The organism is Mycolicibacterium sp. MU0053, assembly GCF_963378095.1.
Classification (GTDB): domain Bacteria; phylum Actinomycetota; class Actinomycetes; order Mycobacteriales; family Mycobacteriaceae; genus Mycobacterium; species Mycobacterium burgundiense.
Window position 1 is genome coordinate 1,926,069 of sequence record NZ_OY726397.1, and the last position, 18,153, is coordinate 1,944,221.

Below are 18,153 nucleotides of genomic sequence, written 5' to 3' on the forward strand. Positions count from 1 at the left end.
GGTGGTCCGGGTGCGGGGGTCTGTTCACGTTCCATTTACTTTCGCGAGCCGACACAGATTCGCACGGTTTCGCCCGGGCTCAGGCGATTCTGTGCCGGGTCGCGGGAGGGCACCCGGATTCCGCGCCCGCTCAGCCCGACCGCAGTAGCTCGAGAACGTCCGACACCTCGTCCGCGGTGGTGGCCCATGAGCAGACGAACCGGTAGATCGGCGTCAACGGGTCGGGTTGATGCAGCGCGTAGCGCGAAATGCGCTCGCGGGCAGCGGACTCGAGGTACACGAAGACCTCGTTGGCCTCCGTCGGTACCGCCAACCGAAATCCCAACGTGCGCAGTCCGCTGCTGAGTTCGGCGGCCATCGCGTTGGCATGGGCCGCGGTCTGAAGCCACAGTCCGTCGGTCAGCACGGCCTCGAACTGCGCCGAGACGTAACGCTGTTTGCTCGCCAGTTGTCCGATTTGCTTCTGCACAAAGCGGATTCCGTCGAAGCGTTCGGGGCGGCGCACCAGGATGGCGTCGCCGAGCAGCAGGCCGTTCTTGGTGCCGCCGACGGTGACGATGTCGGCGTCGCCGATCGCCTCGTAGGGCTCGACGCCCAGCGCCGCGATCGCGTTGGCCACCCGGGACCCGTCGATATGCACCAGCAGGTCCAGCGCATGGGCGCGGTCGACGAACTCCCGCAGCGCCGCCACCGGCCAGATTCGGCCGTTTTCGGTGGACTGGGTCAGCGACACCAAGCTCGGCTGCGAATGGTGCACGTCGCCGCGGCGCACCACCCGGCGATCCAACTCGGCCGCGTCGATGATGCCGTCGTCGCTGGGCAGCCTGGTGAGCTGGGCGCCGGAGATCCGGACCGGGCCGCCCGTCTCGTCGAGCAGCACGTGGGCGATGTCGCTGCACAGGATCTCGTGCCAGGGCCGCACCGCGGCACTCAGGGCGATGATGTTGGCGCCGGTGCCGGTGAAGGCGAACAGGACCTCGGCGTCGGGGCAGGCAAAGGCGTCCCGCAACCGCTGGGCGGCGCGCTCGGTGATCGGGTCGTTGCCGTAAGCCGCCACGGCCCTGTCGTTGGCGCGGATCAGCGCGTCGAGCACGGCGGGATGGGCGGGTGCGGCGTTGTCGGAGGCGAACGCGGCGAGGCGGGGCGTGGTCATACGGTGTCGGGCAACTCGGCGCCGGTGGCGAGTTCGGCGTATTGGCGCATCAAGCGCAGCGCGGTCTCCCGGTCGAGCGCCGGGTCGCGGGCGACGATGCGGTAGCCGAGGTAGTCCTCCATCGACATCAGCGTCATCGCGATGTCGCGGGCCGGCGACGTCAGCCGAAACACCCCCGCCTGGGCGCCGGAGCTCAACAGCCCGGCGTAGAGCCCGACCTGGCGGTGGTAGATGCCCTGCACGTCGCGGCGCTGGTCCAGCTCGAAACCGGCGGCCAGTACCGCCCGCCAGATGGCCCGCCATTCGGCGTCCTCGGGCCCGGTGGGCAGGCCCGCGGCGATGGTCAAGGCGAGTTGGGTCGCCGGGTCGGTGGTGCGTTCGATGACCTGCCGACGGTCGTCGTAAAACCGGGCGTCGGAGCGCAGCGCCAACTCGGACAGCAGCTCGGCCATGTCCTTGAAGTAATAACGCACTGCGTTCGCCGTGAGCCCCAGTTCGCCGGCCACGTCCACGATCCGCAGGGTTGCCAGCTCGTTGCGCTCGATCAAAGCGATTGTGGCGTCCAGAATTTGGGTGCGACGTTCGATCTGGCGGTTGGGTCGTGCCACGCGTGCGGTGCTCCAGGTCCCTCGGCGATACTGACGATATCGACGGTACCGGGCGGGGCGAGTTTTTCGATTCCGATTGCGGAACGGCCCGTCAGGGTCCATTCTTTTCCATCAGGGAAAAAAACGGCTGGAGCGAAGACATGCGCACGAGGGATCTCGGCATCGTCATCGGGGCACACCCGACCGGGCCGAACAACGCCATCACCGACGTCGCGGGCGTGCGCGTCGGCCACACCACGCTCGACGAGTCCGGGACACCGGAGGTGCACACCGGGGTCACTGTGATCGTCCCGCACCAGGACATCTGGACCGAACCGGTGTTCGCCGGCGCCCACCGGCTCAACGGCAGCGGTGAGATGACGGGCCTGGAGTGGATCCGCGAATCCGGCGAGCTCACCACCGCGATCGGACTGACCAACACCCACAGCGTCGGCGTCGTACGGGACGCCCTGGTCGCCGCTCAGGTGGCCGCGCGCGGCGAGGGGGTCTACTGGTCGTTGCCGGTGGTGGGGGAGACCTACGACGGCCTCCTGAGCGACATCAACGGGTTTCACGTGCGGCCCGAGCACGTCGAGGCCGCCCTCGCCGCGGCCGCCGACGGGCCCGTCGCCGAGGGCAATGTCGGCGGCGGCACCGGCATGATCTGCCACGGCTTCAAGGGCGGCATCGGCACGTCCTCGCGGGTCACCGACACCGCCGGGGGCCGCTACACCGTCGGCGTCCTGGTGCAGGCCAACCATGGCCGTCGGGAACGCTTGCGAATCAACGGGTTTCCGGCCGGAGAGCGGATCGACGCCACCGTCGTTCCGGAGCCGGCGATCCCGCCGGGCTACGAGCCGGGCTCGGGTTCGATCATCGTGGTCGTAGCCACCGACGCGCCGCTGCTGCCGCATCAATGTGCGCGCCTGGCGCAGCGCGCCGCGCTGGGGGTGGCCCGGGTGGGCGGCACCGGCGAGCAGTACAGCGGGGACCTGATGTTGGCGTTCTCCACCGGCAATCGTGGCATCCCGCCGTACGCGTGGGACGAGAACGTCGACGTGGCGCAGCCGGAGGTGGCGGTCCGCATGCTCGCCCCGCAGCTGATGACCCGGCTCTTCGATCTGACCATTGAGGCCACCGAGGAGGCCATCGTCAACGCGATGGTCGCCGCCACCACCATGACCGGTCGCAACGGCCTGACCGTGCACGCGCTGGACCACGACCTGCTTCGCAGTTCGCTCGCCGACCCATCCGCCCGACGCCAGGAGCCTCGATGACCGACGACACCCGCACGTCCGAGAAGCCCCGTCTGCAAGGGCGCCTCGGCCCCATCGCCATCGTGTTCATGGTGGTCGCGGCGGCCGCGCCGTTGACCGTCATCGGCGGGAACATGCCGCTGGCGATGGGTTTGGGCAACGGTGCCGGCGCGCCGGTCGGGTTCGCGATCGCCGCGCTGGTGCTGCTGCTGTTCAGCGTCGGGTTCGTGACGATGACCCCGCACGTGCCGGAGGCCGGCGCGTTCTACTCCTATGTCACCGTCGGGCTGGGGGACCGGCTGGGCAAGGGGATCGCCGTGGTCGCGCTGATCGCCTACACGGCGATCCAGGTGGGCATCTACGGCTACATCGGCTGGGCCATCGACGACACCGTGAAGTTCTACGGCGGTCCGCAAATACCCTGGCCTGTCTATTCATTCGCCGTGCTGGCGATCGTGGCGGTGCTCGGCTACCGGCACATCGGGCTGAGCGCGAAGGTGCTCGGCGTGGCGTTGGTGCTCGAGATCGGCATCGTCGCGATCCTGGATCTGGTGATCGTCGCCGACCCGGGCCCGGCCGGCGTGACCTTCGCCTCGTTCACCCCGGAGGTGGTGGCCAGCGGCGCGCTGGGAATCGCGGTGCTGTTCGCCCTGACCGGGTTCATCGGCTTCGAGGCCACCGCGGTGTTCCGGGACGAGGCCCGCGATCCGCAGCGCACCATTCCGCGGGCGACCTATGCCGCGGTGCTGATCATCGGCGCGTTCTACGCGATCACCTGCTGGGCGTTCGTCGTGGCGATCGGCCCCGACAACGTGGCCGCCGTCGCGCAACAAACCCTCGACGGTGAGGCCAACATGCTGTTGGACACCACCAACGACACCCTGGGCCGGCTCGGGCGCGACATCGTCAACGTGCTGCTGTTGACGAGCCTGTTCGCCTGCGTGCTGTCGTTCCACAACGTGATCGCGCGCTACCAGTTCGTGTTGGGCGGCAAGGGTCTGCTGCCGCGACGACTGGGCGCGGTGCACCCGGGGCATCAGTCGCCGGCGTTCTCGTCGCTGGTGCAGACCGTGACCGCCACGGTGATCGTGATCATCTTCGCGATCCTCGGAATCGACCCGCTGGTAGGGGTTTTCGGCTCGATGGCCGGTGTCGCGACCGTGGGCATGGTGCTGATGATGTTGACGACGACGCTCGCGGTGCTGGTGTACTTCCTGCGCAACTCCGAGGCGGCGCGCGGCCGGCTGTGGCAGACCCGGGTGGTGCCGGTCGCGGCGCTGCTGGGATTGCTGGGCAGTCTGTGGCTGGTGCTGTCGAACTTCACCCTGGTGACCGGCGGTTCGGTGGCGGTCAGCGCGGTGCTGGCGGCGGTGCCGTTCACCGGGCTGGTGCTCGGGGCGCTGGCCTGGAAACCCGGGCAACCCGTGAACCCGCCGCGGTGAGGGCACCAATCGGTACGGGCACGGCTCTGGGCTGACCTTGCGTGCTGGCATCGGCGTGGCCATGGGAACATAGTGGCCGCGTTATCGCGACAGGGGCGGTAGCTCAGTTGGTTAGAGCCGTGGACTCATAATCCATTGGTCGCGGGTTCGAGCCCCGCCCGCCCCACTTCACACGGTGTTTTTCCAAACCGTTGCGCCGAGTCATCGTTTATTCATCGCACATGGCACGGTCAAGCAGGGCAGCAACCTCGGTATGGACCCGGCCACGGGCCATGTAGCGGTCCTGAGTCATGCTCACCCGAGAGTGTCCGAGCTGGTCTGCACCGACGCGGGCGGACAGACCCCCGTCGTCAATCAGCGTTGCCACGGCCTTGTCGGAATGAGTGCGTGGTTGCATCCGGCGCGCCGAGCTTCTCGCGGACGTTGCGCCACTGCTTGCCGAAATTGTTCGGGTCCCGCCAGGTGCCAGAGGTGGCCGGAAAGATCATCAGCTGCTCACCCACGTACAGACGGCCCTGCGCTCGTTGAGCATGTCTACGGCGAATTTGGGGAGCGCAACCGTACGTAGACCTGCCGCCGTCTTGGCGTCGGCCAGACGTTGCAACCCATGGCCCTTGGCCCGCACCAACTTGCCGGTGACCGAGAGCCTGCCAGCGTCGGCATCGAAGTCGGACCACTGCAATGCCAGCAGTTCCGGCCGACGTAGCCCGGTGGCCCACCAGCAAGATAATCGGGTCGGCCAGGTCGTGCTCCCCGCAGAACTCGGACCCCTGGGACCCCCAGCAGTAGTGCGCGCAACTGTTCGGCGGTGAGCGACAGAGCACCCTTGGGTTGCGCCTTGGGCTTGATCGGGTCAACGTCACGGGCGGGGTTAGAGCCCATGGCGTTGGCCATCACTGCGAGCTGTAACCCGCCGCGCAGCACCGTCTTGGACTGCTTGGCCATCGTGGGACCGTGGGCGGTGCGCATGGATCGCAGCGCGGCATCTACGCGGGCAGTGGTTGCCTCGCGTACTCGAACACCACCGAGGAACTTTGAGAGCCTGTCAGCGGCGAACTGGAGGGTGGCCAGCGTGGCGGGGGAGCGTCCATCCTCGGCCAGGCGTCCCAAGTGATTGGCCACCAGTGCCATCACACGGGTATCGGGGGTGATGACCTCGGCCCCGCCCGCGACGGGTGGCCGACGCTGTGTCAGGGCCTCAATCAATAGGTCCTCGGCCAGCGTGCCGTGCTTGTCGTGTTCATCAGCGGGGCCTACCCGCTGGACGATTCGGGTCACGCCGTCGCTGTCCCGGTATCGGCACCGTGCCAGCCAAACACCGCCGCCCTGGTACTGCCGGGTGATCTTGGCGTGGCTCCCAATTCGGAGTGGTGGTCTACCTGCCATGTGCGGATGCTACGCCAAGTTTACCGGGCAGTCGCTGAGACGCTCACTCTCCCAAGCGATTACATCGACCAGACGATACCGGACATGATTGCCGAACCTGGCATACTGAGGCCCGGTGCCCTTCTGCGCCCAATCGGCCACATGGTCCTGGACTTTGTGCGATCGGGCATGACGCCCGAGCAGATAGAGGCCGGGGTGGAACTGTACGAATCACTCTTTGACATCGCAGAGCTGTAGACAGTGTCGCTCTCGTATGGTGTCCTGCATGACTTCTATGCCCGACTCGGACGCACCCGATGAGAGGGAAACCGCGTGGCGTACAGACGCCGAGTTTGGGGATGAATGGCGACGTTATGAAATGATATTGACAAGAATGGGCGAGGATTTCTTCCTGCGCATCAGCCAGGGTGGGCCCCCGTACGAAGACCTCCCCGATCTGGAATTCTACAAGGGTTGTTTCGATGAACAGCCGGCCAGGGCTTTATCTACTGCCTACGGTTCCATCCGGAATGTTCTGTTCAGTACGCCTGAGCTAATCTTTACCGAGGCCGGTAATACGTGGCGGTACCTCATTCAGTACGTGCACATATCGAAGCTTGAAGAACTCACTGCCGCTATTGCGCACATCACCCACGGGCCGCTGCCCGGGGGTGGTGGAATACCAAGTGCGAGTGTTATTGCTGAATTTCTTCAAGAATGGATGAGCGGTGTTATCCACGATCTTGAGAATCCTCCCTCACTGGCAGAAGATCGACCTGACGTCCTCTTTCGAGTGCATACAACGAGCGAGAAGACTGCGTTAAATCGTTGGATTGAAAGGGTCAGAGACATTGGGAGGCATCTTGATTCTGATGTAACTGATGCAGAAGCAGATTCTGACCTCGCTGATGCGGACAAAATGGTCGCCCAGGAAACGGCTGGGAAAAAGCTAGACCTGCCCATGCTGGGACTAGCGGGGACATGGGTGGCTGTCGTGGTGGCTGTTGCTACACTACTCGCGTCGATTGCCAACGGCGGGCCTGTATTAAAGCTCGTCATTTTCGCATTGGCAATCGCCTGGTGTGTCCCGGCCTTATGGGCCTGGGTAAAACTCACCGGCGCGGTCCGCATTGCCGTAGTCGTGACCACAGTTCTACCGCTCGTAGGCGCAGTGGCGCTGACCGCTCAGAGTGAAAGCAGGGGAGCGCCCAAGTCAACTCCGACTGCATCTTCGCCCAGCCACTCGGCACTTCCAACCGCGACGACAACTACAACGACGACATCAACAACGCCTCCTCCTCCTCCTCCTCCTCCTCCTCCACCGCCCGCCCTGGCGCCCCGGCCGATGGAAGAAAGCGAACTGCGTGAGGGGGCGGTCGCAGAGTTTTTTGACCGAGACCTCATCGTGGGTACTCGCAGCACCTATGCGACCTCAGCCAGCTTCAACCTCACGACAGAGAAGAAGGGGTGTCTTGGCGTTGACTTCGCGCTCGGTGAGCAGGGCGTGATCGTAGGACGGCGCGACCGGGCCATGACTTACTTCCGGATCACTCTGTTGCGGGTGGACGGGAAGGCGTCAACGATTCGCGTCGAGGAAATGCCGAGCGAGGATTGGCCTGGCTACGTGAACGTGCTGGACGAGATGGTGTACGACGAATCCTGCCCAACCTGACTGCACGGACCATTAGGGTGACCTCCGTCGAATCTGTTTCTAGAGAAGGGCATTCAGTGGCTGGCAAGTTCGAGCTCTACAAAGACGCGCGCGGAGAGTGCCGGTTCAGGCTCAAGGTCGGTAACGGCGAGGTGATCGCCACCGGTGAGGGGTACACGTCAAAGGCGGGTGCTATCAACGGCATTGAGTCGGTGCAGAAGAATGCCCCCGGCGCTCCGATTGTCGACCTGACCTGACCCCCGGCTCCGTGACGGCGACCCCCGGCCCAATTGAGAGAGCCGGGGGTCGATCCCTGTCATAGGCCGTAGCCGCACTATCCTCCAACGATTTACGTCGAATCAGTGGCTATCTACTCGAAATGTGGTGATGCGTAGACCTCATCCAGTCCCTTCGCCTTGATGGCACCGATGAGTTGCTCGCCCAACTTCTGCTCCTGCTCGCTGAGGATGAGGAGAAGTACATCGCATAGCTCCACCACCTTTTGAATGCGGTCAGCTGTCGGGCCGGTGCGCTTCACGGTGAACTTCAGGAGCCCCATCACATCGCGTGGCATCGGTGGTGGCGAAAGCAATGCAATCACTCGTACGTGCTCGGCATGTCCAGTCTGGTGGGCAACCTGCCGACTCGCAACTTCCAGAATTTCAGCGTGAGCTTCCCTCTGTTCGGGGCTCAGCAAGTTGAGCCAGTTGTCTGGAACCTTCAGTCGCTTGGCCTGAGGTTGCAGGAGGGCTTTGCCGGTTGAGAAACCGCGTCGGTACGAGATCGCCGCCGCTGACCACAGTGCCTGCTGGGGAACCTCCTGTGACGGTTCGTCAATCGACACGTTGTCGAGGTTCTGATAGAGCAGCGCACAGTTGCGTGCAAACTCGAAATCGAGTACTAGTGACCGGGCGTCTGCGATCTGGCTCGGTAACTCACCCTCGAAAGCAACTCGAAGCGGTTCGCACTCCCCTTGATCCTCGGCGGGCGCTTCGTCTCCTTGTATCGTCAAATTGATTCACTCGCAACCGATTCCGTCGCCATCGCGATCCAGATGTGGCGCGTACCCGGGGTCTCCCTCGTATACGGGTGCCGCGCCAGCGTCCCGTGCGGCGGTGCAGTTCTTGTAATAGGGGGCAGCATTGGCGGTCGCCGCTCCTCCCAGCACCAACCCCCCGAATACAGCCGCTGCGATGAGTGTGCGAACCATGTCATGTTCCGATCTTGACATTGACGCTAACGAAAGCAGATCGGAGCGTAGCTGGACCGCGCCACCAGGGAGTGGCGTTTCTCGAAAGTTGCCGCTACCGATTTTCGGTGGTCTCCAGGCGTTCGTCCAGTATCGCGTCTACCAGGGCAATCGACCGCTTGCCGCCGTACTCGGCTGCATGTCGTCCCACGGCGGCAAGTAGCCGTAGGTCCCCGTCGATGGCCTCTACATCACGCACACCCCGAGCGTAGGGGTGGAATGCCCAGGTCAAGAGCAGCCATGTGGTGCGTACAGAGGGCCTGCCGGTCATCGTTTATTCAGCGAGAATGGGCCGGAATCACCCAAAATCAACCCGAATCGACCGGGGTGGAAAGCGGCGAAAAATCGCCGTGCCCTCGGTGGGTACCGGATTCGACCGGACTCGTCCATACCCGTTTGCTGCAAATCCATTGGTCGCGGTTCGAGCCCCGCCCGCCCCACTTCAGAGGTTGTATGGCGTCGAGTGAGGCCTGACAGTGTTTCGGCTGATGCTTGGATCTACTCCGGTGATCCTTGCCGGTTACTCACGGCGTTGCTCTTCGGGAGCCGAGGCGACGGATCGCGCGGACGGGCTTGTTGACCCGATGAACTCGTCGAGCAACTCCGCCACGTCGCCGGGCCGTTCCACGTGCGGGAAGTGCCCCACGCCGGCGAGCACCTCGAGCCGGCAGCCCGGCCGTGCGTCGCGCAATGCGTAGCCGTGTTCAATCGGGATGATGCGGTCCTGATCGCCCCAAATGACCATGGTGGGCAGATCGGCCGTCAGATGCAGCCGGTTGAGGGCACTCACCGATTGGCCGCGATAGTCGACCACCGAGCGCAGCGTCCGGAGAAATGCCTGGCGGGTCTGCGAGTCGGCCAGCGACGAGTATGCGCTCCACATTTCGGCGCCGCGTGGCGACTGAATGCCGCTCGCCGAGAACCAGGAGCGCAGCTTGTTGCCCGCGGTCACCACCGGGGGCGGCGCGATGACCGGCAGCAACAACTCGGCTCCCGGCGCGGACAGCAGGCGAAGTGTCCAGCCGACGTCGGGGCCCAGGCCGCCGCTGCTGATCAACGCCAGTCGCTGGCAGTAGTCGGGGTGTTGGTAGGCAAATTGCATTGCCACGCCACCGCCGAGCGATTGGCCGATGACCGTTGCGCGCGTGACGCCCAGCTCGTCGAGCAGGTCCCGCAGCAGCACGGCGAATGCGCCCAGCGAGTAGTCGCTCCGGGGTTTGGCGGATTGACCGTGTCCCAGCAGGTCGGGTGCGATCACGCGGTGCTTCTTCGCCAGCTGCGGCAGCACCGCGCGCCACGTCTCTGAACTTCCCGCCATCCCGTGTATCAGCAACAACGCGTCGTCGCCGGTGCCGACATCCTGGTAGGCGACGCGATCGCCGTGTAGTTCCAGAAATCTCATCTCGCTCATAGCGGCTCTCTCTGGATCGGTCGGGTCTGTCGCCATAATGGTAGGCCGACCGCGTCGACTGTCCGGACCGAGAAGAACCTAAATGACCCTACGAGCTGCGGAAATGCGCACCGCAGGTATCTCTCGGCGCGAGTCAGACCCGTCACATCAGGCTCTTGATTCGACCGTGCAGCAGCTGTGCGAGCAGCTCGGTCTGCTTCGTTTCGAGACCGATCGCGCCACACTTGTCGGGCCAGTCACGTGCGGCATCCACTATCGCGTCAATCATGGTGTTGGTGGCGCGCTGCCGAAGACCGAGCCGTTCCCCGGATTCGACAAAGTGGCTGCGAGTGAGCTTGTTCGAGCGGCCGTACAGACTCAGCGCCATGGGATCTCGCCACCGGGTGTATGGCTGGGTGCAGAGTAGGTCGTAGGAGGGAGTCGGCTGCCAAATTCCATCCGGGTTGAAAATCGACAGGTTCTTGCCGTGCAAGTCACCGTTTCCGATGAGCCAGGAAAACACGACGGTCTTGAACAACTCTGCGGTCGCGGCGATCTTTGAGCCGCCACCGCGCTCGCAGGCCTCGGCAAGTGTGGTGAGCGCGGTTTCAGCTTTGATGCGGTATTTGGAGGCGGGGTAAATGTTGGCGACTTGGCACGCATCCTCTTGGGCGATACGGGTTTCACCCGCTCGATCGAAGCGTGACACAAGCAACGCGCTGCGACCGTGGGAGTCGTGGAGCAATGACGTAGTGGCGACCCGCAATCCGCATGCCGAGGCCATCGTCATAAAAAAGTGCTCGTTCTCAATCAGCTTGGGGTAGCCAGCAGGATTGAGCTTGAGTATTGCGGCTCCCGCGGGGGTCTGCGTCGGAGTCGACAACATGCCGGCGCTGACTTTGGGCTGAACGCCTGCAATGCCTACCGGGTCGGCGTCGACGGAACCGGTCAACCGTGTGAAGATGACGTGGAAGTCATTGTCGCGCAACGGATCAAACATGGGCGCAGGTTGCTCGGGTTCAGCTCCGCTGGGATAGACTCGAACATTGCCGATCGTGTCGGCGCCGATCGCGAGGAGCAACGTGAAATGGTCGTCCGCAGAGGTTTTCGTCGATGAGGTCACGACGCCGAGCCGGACACCTTCAGGGAGCAAGCCGGCGAAAAACGCTGGAACGGAACCACCGGTGGTGAGAATCGGGTAGCTGGCGGATCTGAGCAGAGACCACGAAACGGACCGTTCGCGAACTCGGCCCGCGGTCGAAGCGCTGTCATGTGCATAGTCGAAGGTCACTTCATCTCCGCGCTCGCGACGCAGCCGGGCCGCGAGGTCGTCGCCGATGTAGACGTCGGCGTCGGTGATCGCGCGTAGGTCGACTGCGGCCGGGCTCGTCATTCCGCCGCCGCACTCACGTGCACGCGCAGTCCCAGTACGTTGGCGATCTCCAAAACCGAGGCGAGCTTGGTCGAGCCGGTGCCTCGCTCAAGCGATTGGACACTGGAGCGCGAGACTCCGGCTAGGTCGGCCAGCATTTGTTGAGTGAGTTGCAGGGCGATCCGGCGCTCGGCAAAGACCTGTCCTATGCGTGCTATTTCCGGCATAAGACCATCGCGTCGCGGATGGCTCCGCCGAGGACGTGCCATTTCACCCCTATGCTTGAAAATCCAGGCATTGACCAGTGTGACGCCCTGTAGCGGGGCGGTCAAGCCTTTATGCCTGCATTTTCACGCTTAGGGAATGCCGAGAAGAAACCTGCGGACACCCCGTCCTTGGGCAACGCGTACGGCAGCTGCTTCTCGGCGCAAACCGTTAGGGCACGAGCACCAACCGGATGGGGTTGCCGTCCTTCTCCTCGAGTTGCCGAACCGCCTCAGGGGCCTGTTCCAGCGGAAGTACCGAGGACACTGAGCCTTTCAGGTCCAATCGTCCCCACTGGGTGAGCCGGACAATCTGGGCCACGTCCGGCGGCAGGTATCCGTAGTGGCCGAGGATCTGCTGCTGATGGGCGATCAGGATGACGCTGTTCTCGACGGTGAGGGGCTGGCCGCTCAGGCCGATGATGGTCAGCCGTCCGCCCGGGTTCAGCAGCGGCAGGATCTGCTCGTCGACGCCGGGGAAGCCGGCGAAGTTGAAGGCCGCATCGAGGCCGCCGCCGCCGAGAAGCTCCCGAAGTTGGTCGACGAAGCGCGCATCGGTGGGATCCAACGCGGCGTCGGCGCCGCGCTGCAGGGCGTTCTGGCGTGCCGCCGGCAAGGGGTCGACGGCGACAATGGGCCCCGCACCGATCATGCGGAGCAACTGCACGGCGTGGATGCCGAGTCCTCCTGCGCCCCACACGCCGACGGCCTCGCCGGCCTGAACTTTGGCGGTGTGGCAGATCGCGGCCCACGGTGTGGAGACCGCGTCCGGGATGATGCACGCCTGCTCGAACGGCATGGCGTCCGGGATCGGCACCAGCACCTCCTGGGGGACGACGACGTATTCGGCCCAGCCGCCGTCGTAGTCGACGCCCATGGTGTCCAGTCCCCAGGGTCTGGCGATGACGGCCTGCAGGGTGACCCGGTTGCCCTCGGTCCAGCCCTCGACGCCGGCGCCCAGGGCGTCGACGGTGCCGGCCACCTCGTGACCCAGGGTGCGTTCGGCGTCGGCGTTGCGCAGTGGGCCCACCAGGCCGCTGATCAGGTGCACATCGGAGAGGCAGACGCCGGCGGCGCCGACCTTGATGCGGACTTGCCCCGGGCCGGGATCGGGAATCGGCACCTCAATGATGCGGAAATCTTTGGTGCCGAAGTTGATACGCCCGGCTTTCATGGTCGTCATGCGTCCCTCCAGGTATCTCGTCGCTGATGGCCTGTACATGGCCAAACACATTGTCTATGATAATTGACAATGTGTCGAGATGTTGCCGGGCTCACAGTCCGGACCTTCGCGAAAGGGAGGAAGCGATAGTGCGCGCATGGCAGTTCAACACCGCTGAAGCGGGCCTCGAGTTGACCGAGGTCGCCGGCACGGTTCGCGGGCTCGGCCCCGGGGTGAGCGACATCAACGTCGGCGATCGGGTCGCGGTGGCCCTGCCCGCCCACCCCATCGAGCAGGCGGATTTCACCAATGGCATCGGGCTCGGGTTCGACGGCGGCTACGCCAAACAGGCTGTCGCGCCACGCGACATCCTTGTCGCCATCCCCGACGGCGTCCCGTTCACCCATGCCGCGGTGGCCACCGATTCCATCGCCACCGCCTACCACGCAGTGGTGGCCGAGGCCGGCGTCGGACCCGAATCCACCATCGCGGTCATCGGATTGGGTGGCCTGGGCCTCAGTGCTGTCGCGGTCGCAAACACCCTGGGCGCCACCGTATATGGGGTGGACATCAACACCGCGGTGTTCGACACCGCGCGTGCGCAGGGCGCCACCGAGTGCTTCGCCGACGTCGGTGAGGTCCCCGGCCAGATCGACGCTGTCCTCGATTTCGCCGGGATGGGCACCACCACCGCCGATGCGGTGGCCGCGGTGAAACCGGGTGGTCGAGTGGTCGTCGTGGGTCTCGGCGCCCCCGAGGCGACCATCCCCACGCACCTTCTCGTCACGAAGAACGTCCAGCTCCGCGGGTCACTCGGCGCCAGCATCGCGGACCTCGAAGCCGTCCTCGATTTGCTTGCCAAGGGGCAGGTCGTTCCGCTCATCGAAGAGGTCCCGTTCGCCGAGGTGTCCGCCGCGTTGGCCCGCATCGAAGCCGGCCAGGTGCAAGGACGCCTGGTGACGTGCCCGTGACCGCGCCCTGCCGCACTAGTGTCGAGACTGCGATCACCGTGCGCGGCACTCGCACTTTGACGTGCGACGGCGCGCGACTGCCGGGGGCCAAAGCCCCCGCAGGATAGAGTGGCCTGCTATGTCGACCTCAGCGTCCGGTGCGACTGGTGACGACGCTGTGCTGCTCGGAGACCGACGAGCGCCCAGCAAGGGCGAGCGCCAGCGCCGCGCCATCCTCGACTGTCTGCCGGAGTTACTTGCCACTCGTCCGATCAGCGAGCTGACCATCGGCGAGATCGCGCAGGCCGCCGGGGTTCGGCGCTCGGGATTCTATTTCTACTTCGAGTCGAAGTATGCGCCGCTGGCCGTGATCACCTCCGAAATTTGGACCGAGTTGATGAGCCGGGCCCAGTTCTTCGCCCGGGGCCCTGACGAGCCGGTCCGGGACTTCATCGGCAGGACCGCCGATATCGCCCTTGGTCTCTGGCGCGATCACGAGGGTGTCCTGACGGCGTCGGTACAGGCCATTCCGCTGGATGAGCAAATGGCCCAGCTGTGGGACGAGTGGAACCAGCGACTGGCCGACGTCATCGCCGAGCAGGTGCTGCTGGACCGGGAACAGGGTGTGGCGCAGCCGGTTTCGGGGGATGTGCGGGGCCTCATCACCATGCTGCTGGAGATGACCATGCACGTCTTCTATATGGACCGGCTGCGGCACAACAATGCTGAGCAGACCCGCGCCTCGCGCGAGATGGTGCAGGCCATCTGGCTGGCGGCGGGCTGGGGGATCCCCACCATGCCGCCGGCCTGACGACTTATCCGGTGTAGCGCTCGCGCAGCTTGCCCTTGACGAGTTTGCCTGTCGGCGTGCGGGGTAGCTCGTCGATGAAGTCGACCGAGCGCGGGGCCTTGTAATGGGCGATCCGCTCGCGTACGTACTCGATCAGTTCCGCGGCCAGGGCGTCGTCACCGGACACCCCGGCGGTCGGTTGCACGATCGCCTTGACCTGTTCGCCCATCTCCGGATCCGGCACGCCGATCACCGCGACGTCGTGCACGGCCGGATGCAAGGCCAACTCGTTCTCGATCTCCTGTGGGTAGATGTTGACCCCGCCGGAGATGATCATGAACGACTTGCGGTCCGCGAGAAAGAGATACCCTTCCTCGTCGACGTAGCCGAGGTCGCCCACCGTCGTCCACAGTGGATTCTCGGGATGCTGTGCCTGCGCGGTCTTTTCGGGATCGCCGTGATACTCGAACGGCATGATGTCGCGTTCGAAGTACACCGTCCCGACGGTCCCGGTCGGCACCTCGCGACCGTCGTCGTCGCAGATGTGCAGGCCGCCGAGGACACTGCGGCCGACCGAGCCTGGGTGCTGCAACCAGTCCGCGGAATCGATGAACGTCATGCCGTGCGCCTCGGTGGAGGCGTAGTACTCGTAGATCACCGGTCCGAACCAGTCGATCATCGCCTTCTTCACATCGACCGGGCACGGGGCGGCCGCGTGGATGACCACCCGCAGGCTCGACAGGTCGTACCGGGTGCGAATCTCGTCATCGAGCTTGAGTAGCCGCACGAACATCGTCGGCACCATCTGCGTGGCGGTGACGCGGTACTGCTCGACGTAGCGCAAGGTGTCTTCGGCGACGAATTTCTTTGCCAGCAACACGGTTCCACCGAGGGCCTGCACCGAACCGCACCACCGCAGCGGCGCGGCGTGGTAGATCGGGGCCTGCGACAGATAGACGTCTTCGGGGCCGAGGCCGAACAGGGCCTGGCCAATCGTGACAATGGGCTCGCCGGGATCCTCGACGTTGCGGTCGGACAGCGGTGGGCGTACGCCCTTCGGAAATCCGGTGGTTCCCGAGGAGTACAGCATCACCGCGCCCGCGGGCTGCTCGGTCAGCGGCGGCCCGGCCTGTTCCAGGGCCTGCTCGTAGGACTCGTACCCGGCCAGCGCGCCCCCGAAGGCCAGCCGGACGGTGGGGCCCTCGACCTGCTTGGCCACCTCGACCGCCAGGTTCTGCAGCGAGGCTGCGGAGATCAGTGCCCGGGCGCCGGAATTGTTGACGATATAGGCGGCTTCGGGTGCGGTGAGGTGGTGATTGATCGCGGTGACGTACAACCCGGACCGCTGGGTGGCCCAATACACCTCGAGCGCCTCGGGCGCGTTGTCGGTGAGCACCGCCACCACGTCCCCGCGGCGCAGGCCCGCGTCGTGGAGAACCCGCGCCAGGGCCGCGGAACGGTCCTCGAGCTGCTGATAGGTCACCACCGCGCCGGTCTCGGCAATGATGATCGCCGGCCGATAGGGGCTGGTACGGGCATGCGCACCGGGATACATAGGGGTCCTCTCGCGGTTTCAGAACCGGGTCAGTTCAATTAGGTTACTAGCGCGGGTCCAGCTCGCGGGACCGGAGCTCCAATCCTTCGAAGGAGCCTGATTCCCACCACTTTTCGAGCATGTCCCAGAACTCGACTTCGCTGCCCTGGTAGACGTCGCCCCAGAAGCCGTGGCCGAGATCGCCCTGGCCGTTGTAGTACCCCGGGGTGCAGGTGGAGAGGTAGAAGAGTCGGGCCAGGCCGGACTCGCGAGTGCGTTGCACCCACTCCGCCTGGGCCGCCTCGTCGGGCTCGATGGTGGCGATGTCGCGCTGCAGGGCGTGGCCGACGATGCGGGCGGCATGACGGGCTTTGCGGTCGAGCATGTAGCTGAAGTTGACGACGTAGGCGTTCTGACTCACGCCGAGCTCGACGAAGTTGGGGAATCCGGCCGAAAAGAATCCGTGCAGGGTCTGGTGTCCCTCGGCGAAATGCTCCCGCATGGACACCCCGTCGCGGCCCAGGATGTCGTACCCGTACCGGTCCGCGGTCGACGAGCCCGTCTCGAAGCCGGTCGCAAAGACGATGCAGTCGACCTCGTAGTGCGTGCCGTCGACGACAAGGCCTGTCTCGGTGAACCTTTCGACCCCCTTGGGGGAGTGGACCAGCGTCACCGACGGCTTGTTGAACGACTGCAGATAGTCGTCGTTGAAGGTGGGGCGCTTGCAGATCGCCCCGAACCAGGGCTTGAGTGCCTCGGCGGTCGCCGGATTTTCGACGATGTCCTCGATGCGCGCATGCACGGTGCGCATCAGCTGCATGTCGGCGACCTCGGCGACCGCAATCTGATCCTCGAGGGCTAGTTTCTCCAACGGTGTCTCGACGAGGTGCTGGCCGGTGACCGCCGTCAGCAGCGTGGTCCAGATGTCGCCGACGAGGTTTTCGTCCTGCGGATGGCCGTTGACCAGTGAGTTGAAGTTGTGGTGACGGCGCTGCTGCCAGCCCGGCGTCAGGCCGGCGGCCCAGTCCGGGTCGGTGGGCCGATTGTCGCGCGGGCCCACGACGCTGGGGGTGCGCTGGATGACGAAGAGCTCGTTGGCGTCCGTGGCCAGGAACGGCACGGCCTGGACTCCGGTGGCGCCGGTGCCGATGATCGCGACGCGTTTGTCGGCCAGCTTGGTCAGGCCGCCGTGCTGGTTGCCGCCGGTGTAGTCGTAATCCCAACGGCTGGTGTGGAACATCGCCCCGGAGAAGTCCCCGATGCCCGGAACCCGCGGGAACTGGGGCTTGTTCAGTGGGCCGTTGGCACGGACGACGAACCTCGCAGTCAGCACGTCGGCGCGGTCGGTCCGGATCTCCCAGCGCTGTGCGTCTTCCCGCCAGGTCACGGAGGTCGCCGCCGTCTGGAACAGTGCGGCGCGGTAGAGGTCGAAGTGGCGGCCGATGCGTTTGCTGTGCTCGAAGATCTCGTCGCCGTCGGCGTAGCGCTGGGTCGGGATATAACCGGTCTCCTCGAGCAGCGGCAGGTAGATGTAGGACTCGACGTCGCACTGCACCCCGGGGTAACGGTTCCAGTACCAGGTGCCGCCGAAGTCGCCCGCCTGTTCGATGATGCGGAAGTCCTTCACGCCCTGCTGGGTCAGGTAGGCACCTGCCAGCAGGCCGCCGAACCCGCCGCCGAGGATGACCACGTCGTGCTCGGCCTGCACGGCATCGCGCACGAGAGGCTCGCTGTAGGGGTCGACGTCATCGGCTTCGCGCAGGTCGGCCAGCCCCTGGAACTGGTCGAGGTGGTCTTCGCGCAACCGGCGTGCCCGCTCATCGGCGTAGCGCTGCCGGATGGGCGCGGGGTCGAAGTCGACGTCGATCCGGGTGTCCGAGACAGGCAGGGAAACGGCCATCATGGTGCCTCTCAATAATTGACATAGCGTCGAGTATTGAAGACACGATGTCATATAGTAAGTTGGATCACAAGTGAGCGGGATCACCC

19 protein-coding genes and 1 tRNA gene are annotated in these 18,153 nt (G+C 65.0%); 8 read left to right on the plus strand and 12 right to left on the minus strand.

Annotated features, from left to right (window positions below; translation table 11 throughout):
- Window positions 1-130: 130 nt before the first annotated feature.
- Both RCP80_RS09055 and RCP80_RS09060 read right to left on the minus strand, forming a co-directional pair.
- On the minus strand, window positions 131-1,153 hold the full coding sequence (locus tag RCP80_RS09055; RefSeq protein ID WP_308482010.1) for a threonine aldolase family protein: 1,023 nt from the start codon (window positions 1,151-1,153) through the stop codon (window positions 131-133).
- Window positions 1,150-1,761 (minus strand): TetR/AcrR family transcriptional regulator, encoded by a 612-nt coding sequence (locus RCP80_RS09060; RefSeq protein ID WP_308482011.1) that lies wholly within the window; start codon window positions 1,759-1,761, stop codon window positions 1,150-1,152. Before RCP80_RS09060 ends, RCP80_RS09055 begins: the two co-directional genes overlap by 4 nt.
- 140 nt (window positions 1,762-1,901) lie before the next feature.
- Here RCP80_RS09060 and RCP80_RS09065 point away from each other — a divergent pair, with 140 nt between their 5' ends.
- The 3 genes from RCP80_RS09065 (at window position 1,902) to RCP80_RS09075 (ending at window position 4,604) form a co-directional block, all read left to right on the plus strand.
- A complete protein-coding gene (locus RCP80_RS09065) occupies window positions 1,902-3,017 on the plus strand; it encodes a DmpA family aminopeptidase (RefSeq protein ID WP_308482012.1) in 1,116 nt (371 codons plus the stop codon).
- A complete protein-coding gene (locus RCP80_RS09070; protein WP_308482013.1) occupies window positions 3,014-4,438 on the plus strand; it encodes an APC family permease in 1,425 nt (474 codons plus the stop codon). Before RCP80_RS09065 ends, RCP80_RS09070 begins: the two co-directional genes overlap by 4 nt.
- Before the next feature lie 92 nt (window positions 4,439-4,530).
- A tRNA-Ile gene (locus RCP80_RS09075) sits at window positions 4,531-4,604 on the plus strand.
- Window positions 4,605-4,788: 184 nt separating this feature from the next.
- Here RCP80_RS09075 and RCP80_RS09080 read toward each other — a convergent pair.
- On the minus strand, window positions 4,789-4,941 hold the full coding sequence (locus RCP80_RS09080; protein ID WP_308482014.1) for a hypothetical protein: 153 nt from the start codon (window positions 4,939-4,941) through the stop codon (window positions 4,789-4,791).
- 733 nt (window positions 4,942-5,674) lie between these two features.
- On the opposite strand from RCP80_RS09080, the gene RCP80_RS09085 reads away from it, so the two are divergent.
- The 3 genes from RCP80_RS09085 to RCP80_RS09095 are packed head-to-tail and all read left to right on the plus strand — an operon-like array spanning window position 5,675 to window position 7,711.
- Window positions 5,675-6,061, plus strand: a complete 387-nt coding sequence (locus RCP80_RS09085) for a hypothetical protein (protein WP_308482015.1) — start codon at window positions 5,675-5,677, stop codon at window positions 6,059-6,061.
- A gap of 28 nt (window positions 6,062-6,089) precedes the next feature.
- Window positions 6,090-7,475, plus strand: coding sequence for a hypothetical protein (locus RCP80_RS09090; RefSeq protein WP_308482016.1), 1,386 nt, complete (start codon window positions 6,090-6,092; stop codon window positions 7,473-7,475).
- Between the two features lie 56 nt (window positions 7,476-7,531).
- Entirely contained in the window at window positions 7,532-7,711 is a 180-nt protein-coding gene (locus RCP80_RS09095; protein WP_308482766.1) for a YegP family protein, read from the plus strand.
- A gap of 113 nt (window positions 7,712-7,824) precedes the next feature.
- Here RCP80_RS09095 and RCP80_RS09100 read toward each other — a convergent pair whose 3' ends face one another.
- The 7 genes from RCP80_RS09100 to RCP80_RS09130 all read right to left on the minus strand — a co-directional run bounded on the left by RCP80_RS09100 (window position 7,825) and on the right by RCP80_RS09130 (window position 12,911).
- Window positions 7,825-8,466: a hypothetical protein gene (locus RCP80_RS09100; protein ID WP_308482017.1), complete on the minus strand. Its 642-nt coding sequence runs from the start codon at window positions 8,464-8,466 to the stop codon at window positions 7,825-7,827.
- Between the two features lie 6 nt (window positions 8,467-8,472).
- The gene (locus RCP80_RS09105; protein WP_308482018.1) at window positions 8,473-8,685 is read right to left on the minus strand and encodes an excalibur calcium-binding domain-containing protein; all 213 of its coding nucleotides are present in this window, start codon (window positions 8,683-8,685) and stop codon (window positions 8,473-8,475) included.
- A 73-nt stretch (window positions 8,686-8,758) separates the two neighbouring features.
- Window positions 8,759-8,902 (minus strand): hypothetical protein, encoded by a 144-nt coding sequence (locus tag RCP80_RS09110; RefSeq protein ID WP_308482019.1) that lies wholly within the window; start codon window positions 8,900-8,902, stop codon window positions 8,759-8,761.
- A 321-nt stretch (window positions 8,903-9,223) separates the two neighbouring features.
- Window positions 9,224-10,114 (minus strand): alpha/beta fold hydrolase, encoded by an 891-nt coding sequence (locus RCP80_RS09115; RefSeq protein ID WP_308482020.1) that lies wholly within the window; start codon window positions 10,112-10,114, stop codon window positions 9,224-9,226.
- A 142-nt stretch (window positions 10,115-10,256) separates the two neighbouring features.
- On the minus strand, window positions 10,257-11,486 hold the full coding sequence (locus RCP80_RS09120) for a type II toxin-antitoxin system HipA family toxin (protein ID WP_308482021.1): 1,230 nt from the start codon (window positions 11,484-11,486) through the stop codon (window positions 10,257-10,259).
- Window positions 11,483-11,797, minus strand: a complete 315-nt coding sequence (locus RCP80_RS09125; RefSeq protein ID WP_308482022.1) for a type II toxin-antitoxin system RelB family anti-toxin — start codon at window positions 11,795-11,797, stop codon at window positions 11,483-11,485. Before RCP80_RS09125 ends, RCP80_RS09120 begins: the two co-directional genes overlap by 4 nt.
- 103 nt (window positions 11,798-11,900) lie before the next feature.
- A complete protein-coding gene (locus tag RCP80_RS09130; RefSeq protein WP_308482023.1) occupies window positions 11,901-12,911 on the minus strand; it encodes a zinc-binding dehydrogenase in 1,011 nt (336 codons plus the stop codon).
- A 128-nt stretch (window positions 12,912-13,039) separates the two neighbouring features.
- On the opposite strand from RCP80_RS09130, the gene RCP80_RS09135 reads away from it, so the two are divergent.
- Both RCP80_RS09135 and RCP80_RS09140 read left to right on the plus strand, forming a co-directional pair.
- Window positions 13,040-13,861, plus strand: a complete 822-nt coding sequence (locus RCP80_RS09135) for a zinc-binding dehydrogenase (RefSeq protein ID WP_308482024.1) — start codon at window positions 13,040-13,042, stop codon at window positions 13,859-13,861.
- Between the two features lie 118 nt (window positions 13,862-13,979).
- Window positions 13,980-14,651 (plus strand): TetR/AcrR family transcriptional regulator, encoded by a 672-nt coding sequence (locus RCP80_RS09140; protein ID WP_308482025.1) that lies wholly within the window; start codon window positions 13,980-13,982, stop codon window positions 14,649-14,651.
- A 4-nt stretch (window positions 14,652-14,655) separates the two neighbouring features.
- On the opposite strand, the gene RCP80_RS09145 is transcribed toward RCP80_RS09140, so the two are convergent.
- Together RCP80_RS09145 and RCP80_RS09150 are read right to left on the minus strand one after the other, a co-directional pair.
- A complete protein-coding gene (locus RCP80_RS09145; protein WP_308482026.1) occupies window positions 14,656-16,185 on the minus strand; it encodes an AMP-binding protein in 1,530 nt (509 codons plus the stop codon).
- A 46-nt stretch (window positions 16,186-16,231) separates the two neighbouring features.
- Window positions 16,232-18,067 carry a flavin-containing monooxygenase gene (locus RCP80_RS09150; RefSeq protein WP_308482027.1) on the minus strand — a complete coding sequence of 612 codons (1,836 nt, stop codon included), beginning with the start codon at window positions 18,065-18,067 and terminating at the stop codon, window positions 16,232-16,234.
- Between the last annotated feature and the right edge of the window lie 86 nt (window positions 18,068-18,153).